The following is a 19260-nucleotide window of genomic DNA, read 5'->3' as shown; positions in this document are numbered from 1 at the left end:
AAGTTAAGGTTATGTATGGGTTATTAATATCTTTGCAAAAGGTTAAGGTTAATGTAGGGGTTACCTTTTAGGAACTATAGGCTCAAGATTATTTCTACACGGCAAATAATGTATCTTGCGGGATTAAAATAAGGTACATGAATTGGGAACAATTACTGTCTCTGCGCAGAAAGGGCGATGTCAACAAAAGAATTAGGAATGAACAGAACGAAACCCGTTTAGGTTTCGATGTGGATTATGACCGCATTATATTTTCTGCGGCGTTCAGAAGCTTGCAGGACAAAACCCAGGTAATTCCTTTATCTAAAACGGACTTTGTCCACACTCGGTTGACGCATAGTCTTGAAGTTTCTGTAGTAGGAAGAAGCCTTGGGAGGTTGGCAGGCCAAAAAATCCTAGAAAAGCACCCTCATTTAAAGGAGATTCATGGTTATAAATTCAATGACTTTGGGGCCATTGTGGCCGCTGCGGCCCTTGCCCATGACATAGGCAACCCGCCTTTTGGCCACAGTGGGGAAAAGGCCATTGGGGAATATTTTAAAAACGGCAAGGGAAAGGTGTATAAGGACCAATTGTCACCCAAGGAATATCAGGACATTATTGACTTTGAAGGGAATGCCAATGGCTTTAAATTGCTTACGCAGGATAGGGCAGGAGTTCCCGGCGGGTTGCGTTTAAGTTATGCTACCTTAGGAGCCTTTATGAAATACCCCAAGGAATCCCTTCCGAAAAGACCCACAAAACACATAGCGGATAAAAAATTCGGGTTTTTTCAGTCGGAACGAAATGCGTTTTTGGAAGTGGCGGAAGATTTGGGCCTTATTCAAACACGTGACAGTAATGATATTGCTTTTACCCGTCATCCCCTGACCTTTTTGGTTGAAGCTGCAGACGATATCTGTTACACGATTATCGATTTTGAAGATGGTATAAACTTGGGATTAATATCCGAAGATTATGCTTTGGAATACCTCATTAAACTGGTTAAAGACTCTATAAATACCAAAAAGTATAATACTCTTGAGTACAAGGAAGATCGTATTAGTTATTTAAGGGCTTTGGCCATTAATACACTTATTAAAGATGCGGTTGCAATTTTCATGGACAATGAAGAAAATATACTTAATGGTACATTTGAAATGTCCTTAATGGATAAAAGCAAGTATGACGCCCAGATACGGGATATTATAAGCTTAAGTGTAGAGAAGGTGTATAAGAACCAAGAGGTTATAGAGAAAGAGATTGCCGGATATAAGGTCATTGCCGATATCTTGGAGGTCTATACCGATGCATTGGTACAAAAAATGGAAAACAAGGCCTCTAACTATCACCATTTGGTTTTACAGACTTTGCCGGAATTTTATAGGAGAACCGATCTTTCCCTCTATGAGATTTTGTTGAACACCTGTTGTTATGTAGCCAGTCTATCCGATAGCTCGGCCGTACACATCCATAATAAAATAACTGGCAAACAGCTTTAGAAATCAACGGCGACTCCTACCCCCAACACCTGTTTGAACTGTATTTTGGGAATACCGGGATTCGTAACTATGCCCGCTTCGTTTTGAACCTCGTCAAAGAGGATATCATCATCGTAGATTAAATGGGTTCCCAAGGTGGTGAGAATGTATTTGTTGACGCGCATTTTTATATTCAATTCCCAATCCACGTCCACATTGCCAAAGCTTCTAAGGTAATCGGTATATAGGTTAAGCCGACTGTTTATGTCAATATTTTCGGCAATGTTAAATTCCCATTTATGCGTTATCAATATACCTAGCTCCAACCGATGGTTCTCCCCGGGGGTTATCACATTTCCATTACTGTCCAAAATGGCTTTCTCGACACCAAAAGCTCCTTTGTCAGCCAAATCCTGATCTAATACAAATGTGGATTTTTGGGTTATTGGCGACATGTACAGGTTGAACCTTTGGTTTTTGCTAATGTATGAGGTACCAGCACCAAAGAAAAGATATCCCGGGGCCATAAACCTTGAAATGGGGTTATCCCTATCGGGATATTTATAACCATTGGAGAATTGGGTGTTAAAATTCAATTGAACGGAATAATACCAATTGCTGATGGTATCCCTTCTATAGCCCAAATTAGAACTAAGGCGAATGACATCTTCGGTTTTTCTCATTTTTCTACCTTCCTGAGCATTGAGACCATAGCGCAGTTCAACAATATTGTCCCATTTGAAATACCTAAACTTATAGTCTCGTACGAATTTTAGAAATCCAAGTCCGCTCACTGCGTTATCACCCCCAGCGTTCCAGTTGACAAAAGCTACCTCGCTCAGATTGATGCCCAACAGGTTTTCCTTGGTCCAAAAAGAAGGAACACGAAAAGGGTCATATTTGTCCTTTAACGGTTTGGTACGTTTAAAGGAGATGACCGGGTTCATCAAATTTACGCCCCTGGGAATATGTTTTATTTTTTCCTGTGTCTTTCGGATTACAATCGTATCCACCACAGTAGTGTCTATCAAAACAGTATCCGGCACTATGGGCGAGGGTATGGTGTCCTGGGAATATGCAACTATTGAAATAAAGAATAGAAGGTAGTATAACGGTTTGGATTTACGTGAAACTACTTTTTTCATAATAGGGTTTCTAAGTACGATTTTACGGATGAATTGTCTATATGTGCCAAATGGTATAATTCTTCTTGCGTTCCATGGGTGATAAAATCATCCGGAACGCCAAACACCTTGATGGTTTTTTGGACTCCCAAACGGTTCGCCTCTTCCAAGACTCCGCTCCCAAATCCTCCAATGGCAGAGCCATCTTCTAAGGTTAGAATATGCTCGTAATTTTCTAAAATTTGCTGTATACGTTTTGTGTCCAAGGGTTTAATAAAAGGAAAATGATAGTGTCCCACGCTTTGGCTGTTTTTAATTTCTCTAAGTAAATGGGTCACCTTATTTCCAATGGTGCCAGTACTCAGTATGGCGATTTTTGTTCCATTTTTCACCTCAAAAGATGTGCCAATAGACATCTCTTCAAAGGGCATTTGCCAATCTAGAAGCACTCCCCTGCCTCTAGGGTACCTAATGGCAATAGGGTTTTGCAGTCCCAATTGGGCCGTGTACATAATATTTCTAAGTTCTACCTCGTTCATAGGTGCGCAAAGGATTAAATTGGGAATGCAGCGGAGGTAGGCAATATCAAAAACACCATGGTGTGTGGGGCCATCCTGACCTACTAGGCCCGCCCTATCCAAACAAAAAACGACCGGTATATTTTGAAGTGCCACATCGTGAATCACTTGGTCATAGGCACGTTGGAGGAAAGTAGAGTAAATGTTGCAAAAGGGAATCAGACCTGCCGTGGCCATTCCAGCGGCCATAGTCACGGCATGTTGTTCTGCGATTCCCACATCAAAGGCGCGTTCCGGAATGGCTTCCATCATATATTTTAAGGAACTGCCCGTAGGCATGGCCGGAGTGATACCTACAATCTTTTTGTTTTTTATGGCAAGTTCCACCAACGTATGGCCAAAAACATCCTGAAATTTTAAAGGTTGAGGGTCATCATTCTTTTTAAGAAGCTCCCCTGTTGTTCTATCGAATTTTCCTGGGGCATGATAGGTAACCTGATTTTCCTCTGCTTTTTGAAGTCCTTTTCCCTTGGTGGTGATAACATGCAACAATTTTGGTCCCGGAACGGATTTTAATCGCTCCAATTCGCGTATCAGGGTATTTAGATCATGCCCGTCAATTGGACCGGAATAATTGAAATTGAGGCATTCAAAAATATTTTCATCCTTGGCCGTACCCTTTTTAACATTGGTCAGGTATTTTTTTAAAGCACCCACACTAGGGTCTATTCCAATGGCATTGTCGTTTAAGATGACAAGAATATTAGTATCCGTAACTCCGGCATGGTTGAGTCCCTCAAAGGCCATACCACTGGCAATGGAGGCATCCCCTATAACCGCAATGTGTTGCCTATCAAGTTCTCCCATTAACTTGGAGGCCATAGCCATGCCCAAGATGGCAGAAATGGAGGTGGAGCTATGTCCGGTACCAAAGGCATCATAATCGCTTTCCGCCATTTTTGGAAAACCACTGATACCATTAAGCTGCCTATTGGTTTCAAATATTTTCTTTCTGCCGGTTAGGATTTTATGTCCGTAAGCTTGGTGGCCCACATCCCAAATAAGTTTGTCCTCGGGCGTGTTAAAAACGTAGTGCAGGGCCACGGTGAGCTCAACAACACCCAAACTGGCTCCTAGATGCCCTTCCTTTGTAGCCACAATATCAATGATGAACTCCCTTAACTCCCGTACCACTTGAGGCAGTTGGTCCGCAGTAAGTTTTTTAAGGTCCTTTGGGGTATTGATATGTGCTAGAAGTGAGTCCACAAGAAATTTATACGTCGCAAAAATACTTCTTTTATGTACCAAAACAATTGTTTTTAATTACTAGTAGTCCAGTTCTTCTTATTGTATTTTTGGGGTATGATACCACCTTTTGATGATTCCTATTTCATGAAAAAGGCCCTTCAGGAGGCCCAATACGCTTTTGAACAAGATGAGATTCCGGTGGGAGCCATTGTTGTTATACAAGATCGGGTCATTGCTCGGGCACATAACCTTACCGAAAAACTGAACGACGTTACGGCACATGCCGAAATGCAGGCTATCACAGCAGCGGCCAATTTTCTGGGGGGTAAATATCTTAGGGATTGTACCTTATATGTCACCTTGGAACCCTGCCAAATGTGTGCAGGGGCACTATATTGGAGCCAAATTTCTAAAATCGTGTTCGGGGCATCGGACCCTCAGCGTGGTTTTAGGATCATGGGTACCCATTTGCATCCTAAAACGACAGTAGTTGGAGGGGTTTTGGAAGAAGATGCATCAATTCTTTTAAAACAGTTTTTTGAAAAGAAGCGGAAGTAGTCTTTCACTTTTTGTGAATTCCTTGGCTGATCATAAAATTTCTACCTTATAATTAGTTCAGTAAATACAAGAAATCATTCCGGCAAGCCTAAGAAAATTAGATTTTTCTGATTTAAATCGATTCTAGTAGTCCAGAAAAACTCAATGGTCTTTTACGGAACCATCTGTATCCCACATTTCCGGAAACTCCCACTCAGGGACGTTCCTTTCGTTTTCCACAATATTATCATCAAGTTCTAGGCCGAGTCCAGGTCCGTCAAAATTTCCAGCTACCATAATTTCTCCTTTGTTCATGGTAAGCGGTTTTTTAATATAGCTCTTTCCGAGGTAGCTGCGTTCCACGCCATCTTCCGGAGCCGCTTGTAGACTTGGGAGTTCATGACATACAAAATTGGGAATGGAAGCTGCTACGTGCATAGAAGCGACCGCACCAATAATTCCTTCCTTTGCATGAGGCAGCATGCCTGCGTAGTGTGCTTCAGCCAATGTAGAAATCGCTTTAAGTTCCGTAATTCCTCCACAGTGCGTAATATCGGGTTGCAGTAATGAGGCAGCCTTCAATTCCAGAAGTTCCCGGAATTGCCATTTTGTAACCATACGTTCCCCGGTTGCGAATGGAATATGGGTCTTTTTGGCCATTTCCGCCATAAGGGGAAGATTTTGGAATTGTATAGGTTCTTCATAAAACCAAGGTTGAAATTCTTCAAGGGCTTTGATTAATAACATAGCAGTCTGGGGTTGGTGATCACCATGTAGCTCAATTCCCATATCCACTTTGGGTCCGATTACCTCTCGTATAGCTCGGATATTTTCAACTGCACCGGCTATGAAATCCGGATTTTCTACATAACGTGAAAGCCGACCCCTACTACTAGTTACACCCACTTTCATAGAAGTATAACCTTCTGCCATCACTTTTTTTGCGCCTTCCGGGGTTTGGGCCTGGCCGTACACTCGTATACGATCCCGGGTAAGACCACCTAAAAGCTCATATACGGGTACACCTAAGGCTTTACCTTTAATGTCCCACATGGCAATGTCTACCGCTGAGAGTGCAGAGGTAAGAATAATTCCGCCTCTATAGAAGGCATGGCGGTACATTGCTTGCCAATGGTGGGCTACCAACCTTGGATCCTTACCTATTAGGTATTCCTCCAGTTCCTTTATGGCGGTCATTGTCGTGGGTACCCTACCTTCCACAGTGCCTTCTCCCAACCCGATGATTCCCGCATTTGTATGCATTTTTACGAATATGGTTCTCAGGGTATGGACCGGAATGATTTCCAGTTTGGTTATTTTTAAATCATCTTTTGGATCTATAAGGGCGGTAACATCATTAAGATGACGAGAGCTTTTGGCGTGAGTCCTTTCATGTATCATTAGGCCTGCCACCCCAAGCGAAATCCCTTTTAACCAATGGCGACGCGTAAAATCTTTCATATCAGAATAACATTTAATGACCTAAGATAATGATAAACACCATGGCTGCCAACAACTTATCGGTTTCCGAATGATTGTTTTAACCCAGAACTTTAGCAATAAAAAAACCACGCATGGCGTGGTTCCTGTTTCAAAATGCAATACGTAAATTAAAGGACAGTAACCTGTCCTGCAACTATACCTTTTCTGCCTTCTTCCTCAACGTATTCTACTTTGTCTCCTTCCCTGATTTCCGTTCCGTTAAGAGCGGTCGCATGGACAAATATGTCTTTTCCCGTGTCGTCGTTCGTAATAAACCCATAACCTTTGGATTCATTAAAAAATTTTACTGTACCAGTCATTAAAATAAAAAATTATAGAATTAATATTCTAATTTAAGAATTTTTAGGGCAAGTAACGGGTAAAATTTATTTTTTATCCTTTGGAAACTGTTGATTTTCAGTGTTTTTTGTCGATTTCCCCTGCATTTTTCGAATGTTTTCCTCGGTCAACATATAGTCGTTCATTTTTTTACCCCGGCTTTCCTTGATCAAAAATAAGGGCATGGCAATTAAAAAGAGTCCAACTGTACCACCACCAATAAATTTATGTGCCGTATCCTCTTTGGATGGGTCGAGATTAAAACCGTAGATGATGCAGCCAAAGGAAGTCAAAACGATAAGCGTAATCAAATACTTCATGGGGCAAAGTTAGGAATTATGGCCCGAATCATTGTAGGAAGTTTAATCCTTGGAAATTGGAAGTACTGCAATTCCCGTTGCACGAATTCCATCCTCATTTACAGAAAGTTTAAGAGAACGTCCTACTTAAAATTTTTAATGAGTTGGTAGGAGAACTGCACAATTTCCTTGTAGTTCTCCTTACTTATTTTTTCGTCTATACCATGAAATCGTGTCATACTATCCGGAGCTAGGCGTATGGGGTAGAAACGGAATACATCGTCCGCAACTTCATAAAAATAGCGTCCATCGGTACCGCCGCCCACCAAACCAGGGACTACTACGCTAGTTGAAAATTGGTTACGTATGGTCTGCTCCAGTGTTTTATAGGCCTTGGAATCGATACTGGAAACCTTGGATGGGTTGGTCAAAAACCCCACAGGTTCCACCTTTATTTTATCCGAAACTGTATTTTCTATATGTTCTTGTACGGACTCTATGGATTCTCCCGGAAGTATCCTAAAATTAATCGTTGCCTCCGCAACAGTAGGTATCACGTTGTTTTTGACACCGCCACTTACAATGGTAGGTGCTGTGGTGGTATGGGCATTTAGGGCTTCCAGGATAGGGGTTTTAAATAACCAAGGATTGGCAAAAGCCATTTTTTTAAAGAAAGGCAATTCCGCCCCCATATATTCTAACTGATAGTCTATAGGTTTTACCAGCTTATAGGGTAGCTGATTGTTTTCAAGGTCCACAATAGCCTTAGCAAGTATTCCAATAGTATTTTCCTTAGGGGGTTGGGAGCTGTGTCCCCCTTTTGTTTCCACAATCAATCTAAAGGAAGCAAACCCTTTTTCGGCCAGATTGACCATAGCCACGGGGTTTTCTATACCAGGAACCAAATTTTCCGCAATAAAACCACCTTCATCCAACGCCATGGCTGCATTGACACCTTTCGCCTTTAAGTGTTTTGCAATTTCGGCGGCACCTTTGCCACCGCCAACTTCCTCATCGTGTCCAAAAGCCAAGTAAATGGTTTGTGAGGGTACAAAGGATTCTTCCAATAATTTTTCTACGGCTTCCAATAAGCCTATCAAGGTGCCCTTATCATCCAAGGTTCCCCTTCCAATGATATGGGTATCGGTTATCTTGCCTTCAAACGGACCTGCTTCCCAATCCTCCAATGTAGGCTGATCTACGGGAACTACATCTTGGTGCGACATAAGGATAAGGGACTTTTTGGAAGCATCGGAACCTTTCCATGTATATAAAAGGCTATAGGTATTAATTTTTTCGAGGGACAGATTTGCATGCACCAAAGGAAAGGTTTCTTCCAAAAATTTATGAAAGCCAAAAAAGGCCGTAGAATCCTGTATGGCATCCTCACTAAAGGAGATGGTCTTGTATTGCAAGCCTTTGGATAGGTTTTGAAATATATCCTCTGGAAACGTTACTTCCTCTACTGGTTGGGAAGCTACTTGTTTAGAGCTCAATTGTAGGGTGTTGAAGACTAGAATGCCAGCGATAATCAGAATTACGATCAATGTGAATAAAAGGACTTTTTTCATTGGGTTGGTTGTTTAGGAATAACTTGTTTGGTACCTCTAAAGGTATGAAATTCTGGGATGGATAAATACGTAAAAGTGTACTGCCAAAGGCTAAGAATTATGTCTTTAATTAAACTCAAAGGGCTTGTGTTTTAACTCAGTTCTTTGTTTTCATACTTATTTAGTTTTTTTGAATATCAGGGAAGTTCTCCATTATTAATATTTCTTCGCAACCCTGCATAAGCTCCTTAATTATTTTTTCATTGTATTGAAGCTGATGTTCTCTTGGAACTAATTCGTTAATGATATCAATTGCCGGGCTAAGTTCTTCATGAAAGTAATTTTCAACTAAAACGTTTTTTAAAGAGTCTTTCTTCTTGTAAGTGAACAACTTTATATCCCCATCCAGCACGCATTGATTTGAATAGATTGCTTTTAGATTGGCGAAGTCAATTTGAGAAAGCTGTCTTAAGCTTCTAGCTGGGATATCAATTGATTTAAATAAGATAGTATCCGATTCACTTTCTAATTCACCTTTGAAAACGACCTTGAGTTCTTCATTAGATATTGAATACACTTTGGAGTAGGCCGAAGCGTAATTGAAATCACGAATGGACAATTCAAATGGCTCTATCGGTTCTGAATTGCAGCTTAATAATAAGCAAACACTCAATAACGTTGTATGTCTCATTTCCTTTTGATTAAGTGATAAAACCGCTATGTTTTATACCCATTTTTGGCAACTGCCTTTTATTTATTCAGTTCTACTTTTATATTACCAACAGTTTCTTTAGAAATGTCTCCTTTTGTGATTTTTGAGTGGCAATTTGGACAAAGCATTAATAAATTTCCATATTCATTATTCTCTGGGTTTTCATCGATATGATGTACTTGAAAATGGTCTACATCCTTGTTAGGGCAAAACGGACATTCAGATTTAATTTCTTTCTGTAAAAGTGCTTTTGTCTTATATGGAATAGCTTTTCTTCTATTCGTTTTTTTTCTTCGTTTTCCAATTTTGTCATTGTCAAACAGGTATTTATTAAATTCAGGGCATTCCGAAAAGTGTTGAGATTTTAAAACTCGGTTTTTTTCTCCTTTATAATATTTGTCATAGTCGCCTTTTGAACAGGCTTTTCCTGAAATCATAGCGTTCATTCCGTCAAATAAATTTACTTCCGGACAAACATCTGAAAAATAGTAATTATCACTTCCTCTTATTATAGAAGGTGATTCGCCTTGTACCAATATTTCGTTTTCTTCAAAATCTTGCGGTATTTCTCCCGCTTTTTTCAAAGCTTGAACCATATTCAAACTAGGGTCATATTTTGAATATTCGGAAAATAAATAAATTGTCCAAGCTCTTCTCGAACAATAATTCAGAATAGGACACCTTAATGGCAAGTCATTTTCTTTACTTATTTTGTAATATTCACTTTCTTCCATTTCGGTTTTTAGGTTGTTGCCAACTTGTTTATATAGATGTAAAATACATCTGTACACCTCCAATATAGGAATAAAAGCAATGAAAAAGGTCAATCTTTATTATCAGGGGTAAAACCATAAATGATTTATTTGAGTATTGCGGGATGGGTGGCTTGACCCATCCAATCATGTAGCAGTAATAAATCCTAGGGGTACTGCTATGGACCAACCTAAGAGTTGAAATTCGTTACCCAGAATAAAAGGTGTACCGGTTTTGAACCAAGGTTTAGTTCCCCGTAAAGTTGATCAGTTCCCTACGGTAGGCGGTCAATAACTTGGATTTGGAAACAAAGCCCATATACTTTCCGTCCTTGACCACAGGAAGATTCCAGGCTCCGCTGTCCTGGAATTTCTGCATAATGGCCTGCATGTTGTCCTGGTCGTAAAAAATGATTTCCGGGGGTTTTTGCATAAAGGTGATGGCCTTGGTGGTTTTATACAAGGCGGTATCGAACATGAATTCCCGAATATCGTCCAATAGGATAATACCTACCAATGCTTCATGACTATCTACTACAGGAAAGATATTACGGGTAGATTTGGCTACGGACTCATGCAACATTTCCCCGAGGGTCATATGTTGATTCACCGTTTTGAAGTTCATTTCGATTAGGTCGTCCAGACTCATAAGGGTCAGTACGGCCTTGTCCTTGTTATGGGTGATCAGGTCGCCCCGCTCCGCCAGTTCTCGGGTATAAATATTGTAGTCGATAGTGTTTTTGGTAATCAAATAGGAAATGGAAGCGGTAATCATTAAGGGTACAAAAAGCCCGTATCCGCCGGTAATTTCGGCAATGAGGAATATAGCCGTCAAGGGGGCGTGTAACACCCCGGCAATGAGTCCGGCCATACCTATCAGGGTAAAATTACTCTCGGATACGGAGAATCCCAGCCCCAGGTTGTTGATGACCTTGGCCACCACATTGCCCAGGGCACTTCCCATGACCATGGTAGGGATGAAAATTCCACCGGCACCTCCAGCCGCAAAGGTGGTTGTCATGGCCACGGCCTTAAATATGGTAATACCGAATAACAAAGCGATAACCACCCAAATATTTCCCAAATACTGATCAAAAGGAGTCTTGCCCAAGGCCTGTATATGGTCTCCAATTAAAAGGTTGTTTATAAAACTGAAACCCTCCCCATAAAGCGGGGGAATCATATACAACATAATTCCTATGGCGAGACCGCCCACCAAAAGTCGATATTTAGGACTTTTAAGCGGTTTAAAAAGCTTGAGAATACCAAAGTACATTTTGGTAAAGTAAATAGAGGCAACGGCCGTACCTACCCCTAAGACAATATAGAACAAGGTGTCTTTGACCTCAAAAGCCCGGGATATACTAAAGTTGAACAGGACCTCGTTTCCCAAAAAGAAATAGGAGGTAAGCACCCCGGAAATCGATGCCAATAATAGGGGTAACATGGAAAGCATGGTGAGGTCCATGCTAAAAACCTCCACAGCAAATATGATGGCCGCAATGGGCGATTGAAAGATGGAGGCTATGGCACCTGCGGAGGCACAGGCAATCAATAAAGAGCGGGTCTTGGCATTGATATGGAATAATTTGCCCAAGTTGGAACTAATTGCCGCTCCCGATGCTACGGCAGGACCAAGAAGACCTACGGAACCACCGAAACCTACGGTTAGCGGGGCCGCTATTAATTGGGTAAGGATTTGCTTTCGGGCTATGATTCCCCGCTTTTTCGATAATGAAAAGAGAATTGAGGAAACGGCATGTTTCAAGCGCTCTTTATGTACGAATTTCACATAGAGGTAGACAAGGGTCAACCCAATAATCGGTAGGATAAAGTACAGTTGGTTTTGGGAGAAAATGATGCCTTTCTCCAAGGAGGCTTCAATAAAATATGTGACGTTTTTAAGGGTTACCGAGGCCAAACCTGCCAAAAGTCCTACCACCACGCTAAGAATATAGATGAAGGTTTTCTCGGAAATATTTTTATACCTCCAGATGAGCAAACGTTTAAGTAAGGATTTGTTTTGGGTTGGCATTCCTGAAAAACTTCATTTAAAGGTATATAAAAATCCCACCTAAAAGTGGGATTTTTTATTTCCTATAAATCCAATTTCAGATTGAGCTCCTTAAGTTGTCCATCATCTATAGGGGCAGGGGCATCTATCATCACATCCCTACCATTGTTATTTTTGGGGAAGGCGATAAAATCCCGAATGGTTTCCTGTCCGCCTAAAATCGAAACCAAGCGATCCAACCCAAAGGCGATTCCGCCATGTGGCGGCGCGCCATATTGGAAGGCGTCCATTAAGAATCCGAACTGTGCTTTTGCCTCTTCGGGCGTAAACCCTAAATGTTTGAACATGATGGATTGGGTTTCCTTATCGTGTATACGAATGGAACCTCCTCCAATTTCGTTTCCATTTAATACCAAGTCATAGGCATTGGCGCGAACGGCTCCTGGATCTTTGTCCAACAGTTCCAGTTGTCCCGGTTTTGGGGAAGTAAACGGATGGTGCATAGCATGGTAATGGCCGGTTTCCTCGTCCAATTCCAATAAGGGAAAATCAACCACCCAAAGGGGAGCAAATTCGTCCGATTTTCTTAGGCCCAATCGCTGTGCCATCTCCATACGCAAGGCACTCAGTTGTCCCCTTACCTTGTTTTTGTCCCCAGAAAGGACACAAATAAGGTCACCAGCCTTTGCGCCAGTCGCTTTGGCCCATTGGGCCAAGTCGTCCTGGTCGTAAAATTTATCTACGGACGATTTGTAAGTACCGTCTTCGTTACATCGGCAATAGACCATTCCCAAAGCGCCAACCTGTGGTCTTTTTACCCAATCCGTAAGTTTGTCGATTTCCTTTCTGGTATAGGAGTTACCGCTGGGGATAGCAATGCCCACAACCAATTCGGCCGAATTAAAAACATTGAAATCCTTATGTTGGGCAACCTCGTTCAATTCGCCAAACTCCATTCCAAAACGAATGTCGGGCTTATCGTTACCATATTTTGCCATGGCCTCGTCGAAGGTGATTCTTGGGAATTTGTCTATTTCAACCCCATTGATTTCCTTCAATAGATATTTGGTCAACCCTTCAAAGACTTCTAGGATATCCTCCTGTTCCACAAAAGCCATTTCACAGTCGATTTGGGTAAACTCAGGTTGCCTGTCTGCCCGTAGGTCCTCATCCCTAAAACACTTTACAATTTGAAAGTATTTGTCCATTCCACCCACCATTAACAGCTGTTTAAAAGTCTGTGGGGATTGGGGTAGGGCATAGAACTGTCCTTCGTTCATTCTACTTGGAACCACAAAATCCCGGGCTCCCTCTGGTGTAGACTTGATTAAATAAGGAGTTTCCACTTCTATAAACCCTTCTTGGGATAAATAGTTTCGAACTTCCATGGTCACCTTGCTCCTAAAAATAAGGTTGTTTTTTACGGGATTACGACGGATGTCCAGATATCGATATTTCATCCGAAGGTCTTCGCCACCATCAGTTTCGTTCTCAATTGTAAAAGGAGGGGTTTTGGAAACATTAAGAACCGTAAGTTCTTTGACCAATACCTCAATGGCTCCCGTTGGTATTTTATCGTTTTTAGAGGCTCTCTCTATTACAGTACCCTTAATCTGTATTACGAACTCACGTCCTAGATTTCTGGACTTTTCCAATAGCTCCGCTGAAGTACGGTCTTCATCGAACACCAACTGTGTGATACCATAGCGATCACGCAAATCTACCCAAACCACAAATCCTTTATCTCGGGTCTTATGGACCCAGCCAGATAAAACAACATCGGTATTTATATGTGAATCCCTTAATTCTCCACAGGTATGGCTTCTATACATAATGGTCTTATTATAAAAAGAAAGGCAAATTTAAGAAGTCTTGGTCGATTAAAGATTTATTTGTGACACTACCTTTTTTAAAATGTAAGGAAGGGTATAATTGTTAAAGTTCAAATTGTAAAACACTGTAACACAAATAATTATATTTTCAATGTAAATTTAATGTTAAGTAAACGTTATCTAAATATTGATTTATAGTAAAATAATTATATATTTGTAACGTTAATGTTATGTCGAAGATAATTATAAAAAATATATATCCTATGAAACGTATTCTAATCATGGCCGTTCTAGCACTTTCTTTTAGTGCCCATGCACAACAAGTAGAACCAAAATTTGAAAAAGTAGGGGACAAGGTAAAGGCTACCTATTTTCATGCCAATGGTGAAATTTCCCAACAAGGTTTTTTCTTAAATGAAAAACTAGAAGGCAAGTGGACCATGTTTGATGATAAGGGGGAGAAAATTGCAATGGGTAATTACGACAAAGGAGTGAAAACTGGTAAATGGTTGTTTTGGGAAGGGGATACCGTAAAAGAAGTTAATTTTGATAATAACAGGATTGCCAGTGTAGAAAAAATGGATGCTAAGGAAGCCATTGTAACTAACTAGTAATACGAATACTCTTCTAAATTATAAGAAAAGCCCGATACTTTAGTATCGGGCTTTTTTTCTTTACATAATTTTAAAGCGCTGAATCCATTGTCTTTTCTCATCAAAACAAATACATAGGTTTTAGTTATTTACCGCACCCCTTACTTTAATCTTGATACGGTATATAATATTGAATAGTACCGGTACAATGATCAAGGTTAAAAAAGTGGCCACTATAAGACCAAATATTACGGTCCAAGCCAATGGCCCCCAGAATACTACGTTATCCCCACCAACATAAATATGTGGGTTGAACTCGGAGAACAAGGCAAAGAAATCGATATTCAAACCTATGGCTAAAGGTATCAATCCCAGTACCGTGGTTATGGCCGTTAGGATTACAGGTCGTAACCTTGCTTTTCCACCTTTAACAATGGCCTCCGTCGCATCTGATAAGGTCAAAAGCGCCTTATCGTCCATGTCCAGTTTTACCTTTTTACGATCTACCAGGATTTGGGTATAGTCCAATAGTACCACACCGTTGTTTACTACGATTCCTGCCAAGGAGATAATTCCCATCATGGTCATCATAATTACAAAGGACCACCCCGTAATCATTAGCCCTCCAAAGACCCCAATAAAACTTAAGAATATGGCAATCATTATAATTAAGGGCTTGGAGATTCCCCCAAATTGGAAAATAAGAATCAGCATAATCAAGCCAAGTCCAGAGAAAAACGCTCCGATCAAAAACATCTGTTGCTTGTTCTGTTCTTCAATCTCACCGGTGTAGTCTACTTTGACGTTGTTCGGCATTTCTTCAAACTGTTTCATTTCCTCCTGAATCTGGGCAACAATGGCCGCTGCGTTTCCTCCAGCTTTTAAACCGGAATACACAGTTACCACACGATTACCGTCCCGGTGCTTGATAGCACTAAATCCAGAAGTATTCGTCTCTTTGGCTACGGCGGAAATAGGAATTTCCTTAATCTGCCCGTTTGCGGGATCCCTAAAAATGATATTCTGATTGAAGAGCGCGCTCTTGTTATACCTTAACTCTTCATTAAAGCGCACGTTGATGTCATAATCCTCACCATCTTCTTTGTAGACCCCTGCTTTTTCACCAAATAAGGAACGCCTTAATTGATTTCCTACTTGGCCCACGGCGACACCAAGTTCCCCAGCTTTTTCACGATCTACTACAACCCGCATGGCCGGTTTACTCTTGTTTACATCCACTTTTAACTCCTCAATACCCTCAATGTTCTTGGTGTTGAGGAAATTTCGGATATCCTCCGCCGTGTTGATCAATTGGTCGTAATCCCTACCTTCCAATTCTATATTGATCGGTGGTCCCGCTGGTGGTCCGTTTGCTTCTTTTTCTACGGAAATGGCCACTCCAGGATAAATACCACTAACAGCTTCCTGTACTTTCGCCCTAATATTCTCCGTATTTATGCCGTCCCTATACTTAAATTCGGCGAAGTTGACGGTCACTTTTCCCTTGTGCGGCATTTCTGCGGAAGATCCACCATCCGTCAGGGGGTTTCCAGCTCCTTCACCCACTACGGAGACGGCGGAAGTAACTATAAAGTTCTCGCCATTTTTCTTATAGGCAGGGTCGTCCATGATTCCATATACCTGATTTTCGACCTTCTTGGTAATTTCATTGGTTTTTTCAATCGCGGTTCCTTCCGGATATTCGATATAGACATAGATTTCGTTGGGAGTATTATCCGGGAAGAATTCAACCTTGGTTCTTCCAGATCCTAATGATATCCCGAAAAGGATAAATATGGTTATCAGCAGGAGGAAGGTCAGACTAAAATACCAATACACATTCTTACCTCTCAAAGCATGCTTCAATTGCTTTTCATACCAATCCTCGAATCGGGACATGGTCTTTTTCTGGAAACGCTGTGCCGCACCTTTAATGACATACTTGTACACCCAAAACATAATTCCGGTAAGTATGAGTACGGATCCCAATCCTCGCATTGCACCACCAAATACAAGAATTAAAATACCCAGCCCACCTAAAATAATACTCATTCGTATAAGCTGTTTTCTGGTCAACTCCTTTTCACTGGTACTCATAAATTGGGAAACCAACATGGAGTTCATAAAAATGGCCACAATCAAAGAAGAACCCAATACCACCGATAGCGTTATTGGAAAATACTTCATGAATTGCCCAAAAATCCCCGGCCATAACCCAAGAGGTACAAAGGCGGCTACCGTAGTGGCCGTGGAAATGATAATTGGAAAAGCGATTTCCCCGATACCCTTCTTGGCCGCTTCAATTTTTGGCATGCCTTCGTCCATCAATCGGTATACATTCTCAACAACCACAATACCGTTATCTACCAACATTCCCAGACCCATAATCATCCCAAATAGAATCATTGTGTTTAGGGTGTACCCTAGCCCAGAAAGTATCATAAAGGACATGAACATGGACATTGGGATGGCAAAACCAACAAATAGGGCATTCCTAAACCCTAAAAAGAACATAAGAACGGTAACCACGAGGATTATCCCGAAAATGATATTGTTCACCAAGTCATCAACTTGGTTCAAGGTTCGGCTAGAAGAGTCGTTGGCAATGGAAATATGAAGGTCGGCGGGGAAATAATTAGCCTGTTCCTCCTTAACGATTTCCTTAATTTTATCGGCAGCCGAGATGGCATTTCTTCCGGCACGTTTTTTTACATCCAACATGACCACATTGTCCCCGAATTCCCTGGCATAGGTAGTTTTGTCCTTTTCCTCGAAGGTAACTTTGGCGATATCCTTTAGGTAAACCGCCCCATTTTCGGACTTCACTACAAAATTGTCCAAATCACTGGGGTTTTCGATTTCACCCAATACCCTTATGGTTCGACGTTGTCCGCTGGTTTTCAAGTTTCCCGCGGAAATGGTCATGTTTCCATTCCCTATGGCGTTCAAGACATCCTGAAAACTTATTTTGGCCGCCATCATCTTATAGATATCTACCGCCACTTCTACTTCTTTCTCTTGTGCTCCACGAATATCCGCTTGTTTGATTTCCGGTAGGTCTTCAATTTCATCCTGTAGGTATTCCGCAAAATCCTTTAATTTTTCCACAGGATAATCCCCAGTAAAATTGATATTCATAATGGGTACCTCCTCGGAAAAATTAAGGTCGAACACATTAGGTTCTACTTTAGCACCGTTGAATGTTGGCCAATCCTCACTTGCTTTTTCGGAATCCACCTCATCCTTTACTTTTTGCTTGGCCTGCTCCACGGTTATTTCCTCATCAAACTCTACCGTAATAATGGCGTAGTCCTCTTGGGAAGTAGAAACGATTTCCACCACGTTACTTATGTTTTTGAGTCGGTCCTCGAGGGGGTCGGTTATCAATCTTTCTATATCCTCCGCTGTGTTGCCAGGATATGGGGTGCTTATATACACCTTGGTTTCCACGATTTCGGGGAAATCTTCCCTTGGCATTGCCATGTAGGCTGAAAAACCAAGCCATAGAAATATGGCGATCATGACATAAATGACCGAAGGATTATCAATGGCCCAAGAAGATAATTTAAACTCCTTATCGGCGTTTTTCTTTACTTTATCGCTCATTGAATCTTACTTTTGAATTTTTACTTTTTGACCGTCCTTCACACTTCTCGCACCTTCTTTAACCACATGGTTTCCGCTTTCTAAACCGCTAAGTATTTCAACGGATGGGCCTTGGGTCTTACCAATGGTGACAAAGGTTCTTTTTACTTTTGCCTCGCCATCGGCATTCGGTTCTTCGGCCACATACACATATTGGTCGCCCTCCGCATTTTCAGAAATGATACTTGATGGTAAAAGAATCGCATTTTCACTGGTATAATCATTTAGGTTCACCTTGCCCGTAAGGTTTGGCTTAATTTGTCCATCCTTGTTCGGTACTGGTATTTCAACACTAAAGGAGCGGTTCGCCGGATTGATGAAGTTGCCGGTTTCCCTGATTTCGGTTTCAATACTATCGCCCAAGACTGGGAAATACACTAAGGCCTCTTTACCCTTGGAAATAGAACCAATATATGTTTCGGGAACATCAACTTCAATGTACATGTCCGAAAGGTTTACAATTCTGAAGATTTCAGAACCTGGGCCTGGGGAAACTACGGTTCCTTGGTCTTTGATGACATTGTCGATAATACCGGAAAAAGGGGCCCTAATGGATGATTTTCCTAGCTGACTCTCCGCTTGTTTTACGGCATCTTGTCGTGCCTCATACTCTGCCTTGGCCGATAAATATTCGATTTCGGAACCAATTTGCTGTTCCCAAAGCCTTTTTCTTCTTTCAAAAGTAGTTTTGGCCAGTTCTGCCTGGGTCTTTAATTGGGACAATTGACTTCCCATACCACCATCGTCTATGGTAGCCAAGAGTTGTCCTTTATTGACCCGTTGACCTTCTTTTACATATACGCGCTGCAATGTCCCGGACATTTCTGGGTAAATAAGAACGTTCTGTTTGGTGCTTACACTACCTTGAAGTTCCAAATAGTGCTTAAAAAGCTCGGGTTCTACGGTTATCGTATTTACCAATGGCAGTTTTTCGGCTGGTCCATATAGAGAAATAGCAGAATCTATCTGAATCAATTGGTATTCAAGTTCCTTCTGTTGACTTACTATTTCGTTCTTTTTGGCTCTTAAAGCCTCCACATCACCATTTTCTATTAAGCCGGATACGGATTGGTTTTCACCTCCGCAGGATAATAGTCCCAATGAAATGGCTAGGAAAAGTAGTTTTTTCATAATGATATATTTAATTGATTGATT

General features: G+C 41.2%; 15 protein-coding genes. 3 read left to right on the top strand and 12 right to left on the bottom strand.

Going from position 1 to position 19260, the window contains the following annotated elements; all coding sequences use genetic code 11:
- The first annotated feature begins 137 nt into the window (after positions 1-137).
- Positions 138-1481 carry a dGTP triphosphohydrolase gene (gene dgt, locus CJ263_RS07115; protein WP_094996630.1) on the top strand — a complete coding sequence of 448 codons (1344 nt, stop codon included), beginning with the start codon at positions 138-140 and terminating at the stop codon, positions 1479-1481.
- On the opposite strand, the gene CJ263_RS07110 is transcribed toward dgt, so the two are convergent.
- Positions 1478-2605, bottom strand: a complete 1128-nt coding sequence (locus CJ263_RS07110) for a DUF3078 domain-containing protein (protein WP_094996629.1) — start codon at positions 2603-2605, stop codon at positions 1478-1480. The genes dgt and CJ263_RS07110 overlap by 4 nt on opposite strands.
- On the bottom strand, positions 2602-4368 hold the full coding sequence (locus CJ263_RS07105; protein ID WP_094996628.1) for a 1-deoxy-D-xylulose-5-phosphate synthase: 1767 nt from the start codon (positions 4366-4368) through the stop codon (positions 2602-2604). Before CJ263_RS07105 ends, CJ263_RS07110 begins: the two co-directional genes overlap by 4 nt.
- 96 nt (positions 4369-4464) lie before the next feature.
- Here CJ263_RS07105 and CJ263_RS07100 point away from each other — a divergent pair, with 96 nt between their 5' ends.
- Entirely contained in the window at positions 4465-4908 is a 444-nt protein-coding gene (locus tag CJ263_RS07100; protein ID WP_094996627.1) for a nucleoside deaminase, read from the top strand.
- A 141-nt stretch (positions 4909-5049) separates the two neighbouring features.
- Here CJ263_RS07100 and dgoD read toward each other — a convergent pair whose 3' ends face one another.
- From dgoD to aspS, 8 genes are all read right to left on the bottom strand, one after another.
- Complete coding sequence (gene dgoD, locus CJ263_RS07095) at positions 5050-6348, bottom strand: galactonate dehydratase (RefSeq protein WP_094996626.1); 1299 nt, start codon at positions 6346-6348, stop codon at positions 5050-5052.
- A gap of 149 nt (positions 6349-6497) precedes the next feature.
- Positions 6498-6689: a cold-shock protein gene (locus tag CJ263_RS07090; protein WP_094996625.1), complete on the bottom strand. Its 192-nt coding sequence runs from the start codon at positions 6687-6689 to the stop codon at positions 6498-6500.
- A 66-nt stretch (positions 6690-6755) separates the two neighbouring features.
- Positions 6756-7028 carry a hypothetical protein gene (locus CJ263_RS07085; protein ID WP_094996624.1) on the bottom strand — a complete coding sequence of 91 codons (273 nt, stop codon included), beginning with the start codon at positions 7026-7028 and terminating at the stop codon, positions 6756-6758.
- Positions 7029-7150: 122 nt separating this feature from the next.
- Complete coding sequence (locus CJ263_RS07080; RefSeq protein WP_094996623.1) at positions 7151-8578, bottom strand: M20 family peptidase; 1428 nt, start codon at positions 8576-8578, stop codon at positions 7151-7153.
- Between the two features lie 160 nt (positions 8579-8738).
- Complete coding sequence (locus CJ263_RS07075; protein WP_158657105.1) at positions 8739-9248, bottom strand: hypothetical protein; 510 nt, start codon at positions 9246-9248, stop codon at positions 8739-8741.
- 59 nt (positions 9249-9307) lie between these two features.
- Positions 9308-10003: an HNH endonuclease signature motif containing protein gene (locus tag CJ263_RS21085; RefSeq protein WP_199768163.1), complete on the bottom strand. Its 696-nt coding sequence runs from the start codon at positions 10001-10003 to the stop codon at positions 9308-9310.
- A gap of 265 nt (positions 10004-10268) precedes the next feature.
- Complete coding sequence (locus CJ263_RS07065; protein WP_094996621.1) at positions 10269-12056, bottom strand: chloride channel protein; 1788 nt, start codon at positions 12054-12056, stop codon at positions 10269-10271.
- Positions 12057-12118: 62 nt separating this feature from the next.
- Positions 12119-13867, bottom strand: coding sequence for an aspartate--tRNA ligase (gene aspS / locus CJ263_RS07060; protein WP_094996620.1), 1749 nt, complete (start codon positions 13865-13867; stop codon positions 12119-12121).
- Between the two features lie 263 nt (positions 13868-14130).
- Here aspS and CJ263_RS07055 point away from each other — a divergent pair, with 263 nt between their 5' ends.
- Positions 14131-14478 carry a toxin-antitoxin system YwqK family antitoxin gene (locus CJ263_RS07055; RefSeq protein WP_094999146.1) on the top strand — a complete coding sequence of 116 codons (348 nt, stop codon included), beginning with the start codon at positions 14131-14133 and terminating at the stop codon, positions 14476-14478.
- Between the two features lie 123 nt (positions 14479-14601).
- Here the strand turns inward: CJ263_RS07055 and CJ263_RS07050 are convergent, their stop codons facing one another.
- Positions 14602-18066, bottom strand: coding sequence for an efflux RND transporter permease subunit (locus CJ263_RS07050; RefSeq protein ID WP_094996619.1), 3465 nt, complete (start codon positions 18064-18066; stop codon positions 14602-14604).
- Positions 18067-18072: 6 nt separating this feature from the next.
- Positions 18073-19236, bottom strand: a complete 1164-nt coding sequence (locus CJ263_RS07045) for an efflux RND transporter periplasmic adaptor subunit (protein ID WP_094996618.1) — start codon at positions 19234-19236, stop codon at positions 18073-18075.
- Between the last annotated feature and the right edge of the window lie 24 nt (positions 19237-19260).

The organism is Maribacter cobaltidurans, from assembly GCF_002269385.1.
Classification (GTDB): domain Bacteria; phylum Bacteroidota; class Bacteroidia; order Flavobacteriales; family Flavobacteriaceae; genus Maribacter; species Maribacter cobaltidurans.
Note: the sequence above shows the minus strand (reverse complement) of the source record. Positions and strands in the feature narration are given on the sequence as shown.

What these genes read in the sequence shown, in the direction of transcription:
- dgt (WP_094996630.1), top strand. Translation starts at nt 138, where the DNA reads ATGAATTGGGAACAATTACTGTCTCTGCGCAGAAAGGGCGATGTCAAC.
- CJ263_RS07110 (WP_094996629.1), bottom strand. Translation starts at nt 2,605, where the DNA reads ATGAAAAAAGTAGTTTCACGTAAATCCAAACCGTTATACTACCTTCTA.
- CJ263_RS07100 (WP_094996627.1), top strand. Translation starts at nt 4,465, where the DNA reads ATGATACCACCTTTTGATGATTCCTATTTCATGAAAAAGGCCCTTCAG.
- dgoD (WP_094996626.1), bottom strand. Translation starts at nt 6,348, where the DNA reads ATGAAAGATTTTACGCGTCGCCATTGGTTAAAAGGGATTTCGCTTGGG.
- CJ263_RS07090 (WP_094996625.1), bottom strand. Translation starts at nt 6,689, where the DNA reads ATGACTGGTACAGTAAAATTTTTTAATGAATCCAAAGGTTATGGGTTT.
- CJ263_RS07085 (WP_094996624.1), bottom strand. Translation starts at nt 7,028, where the DNA reads ATGAAGTATTTGATTACGCTTATCGTTTTGACTTCCTTTGGCTGCATC.
- CJ263_RS07080 (WP_094996623.1), bottom strand. Translation starts at nt 8,578, where the DNA reads ATGAAAAAAGTCCTTTTATTCACATTGATCGTAATTCTGATTATCGCT.
- CJ263_RS07075 (WP_158657105.1), bottom strand. Translation starts at nt 9,248, where the DNA reads ATGAGACATACAACGTTATTGAGTGTTTGCTTATTATTAAGCTGCAAT.
- CJ263_RS21085 (WP_199768163.1), bottom strand. Translation starts at nt 10,003, where the DNA reads ATGGAAGAAAGTGAATATTACAAAATAAGTAAAGAAAATGACTTGCCA.
- CJ263_RS07065 (WP_094996621.1), bottom strand. Translation starts at nt 12,056, where the DNA reads ATGCCAACCCAAAACAAATCCTTACTTAAACGTTTGCTCATCTGGAGG.
- aspS (WP_094996620.1), bottom strand. Translation starts at nt 13,867, where the DNA reads ATGTATAGAAGCCATACCTGTGGAGAATTAAGGGATTCACATATAAAT.
- CJ263_RS07055 (WP_094999146.1), top strand. Translation starts at nt 14,131, where the DNA reads ATGAAACGTATTCTAATCATGGCCGTTCTAGCACTTTCTTTTAGTGCC.
- CJ263_RS07050 (WP_094996619.1), bottom strand. Translation starts at nt 18,066, where the DNA reads ATGAGCGATAAAGTAAAGAAAAACGCCGATAAGGAGTTTAAATTATCT.
- CJ263_RS07045 (WP_094996618.1), bottom strand. Translation starts at nt 19,236, where the DNA reads ATGAAAAAACTACTTTTCCTAGCCATTTCATTGGGACTATTATCCTGC.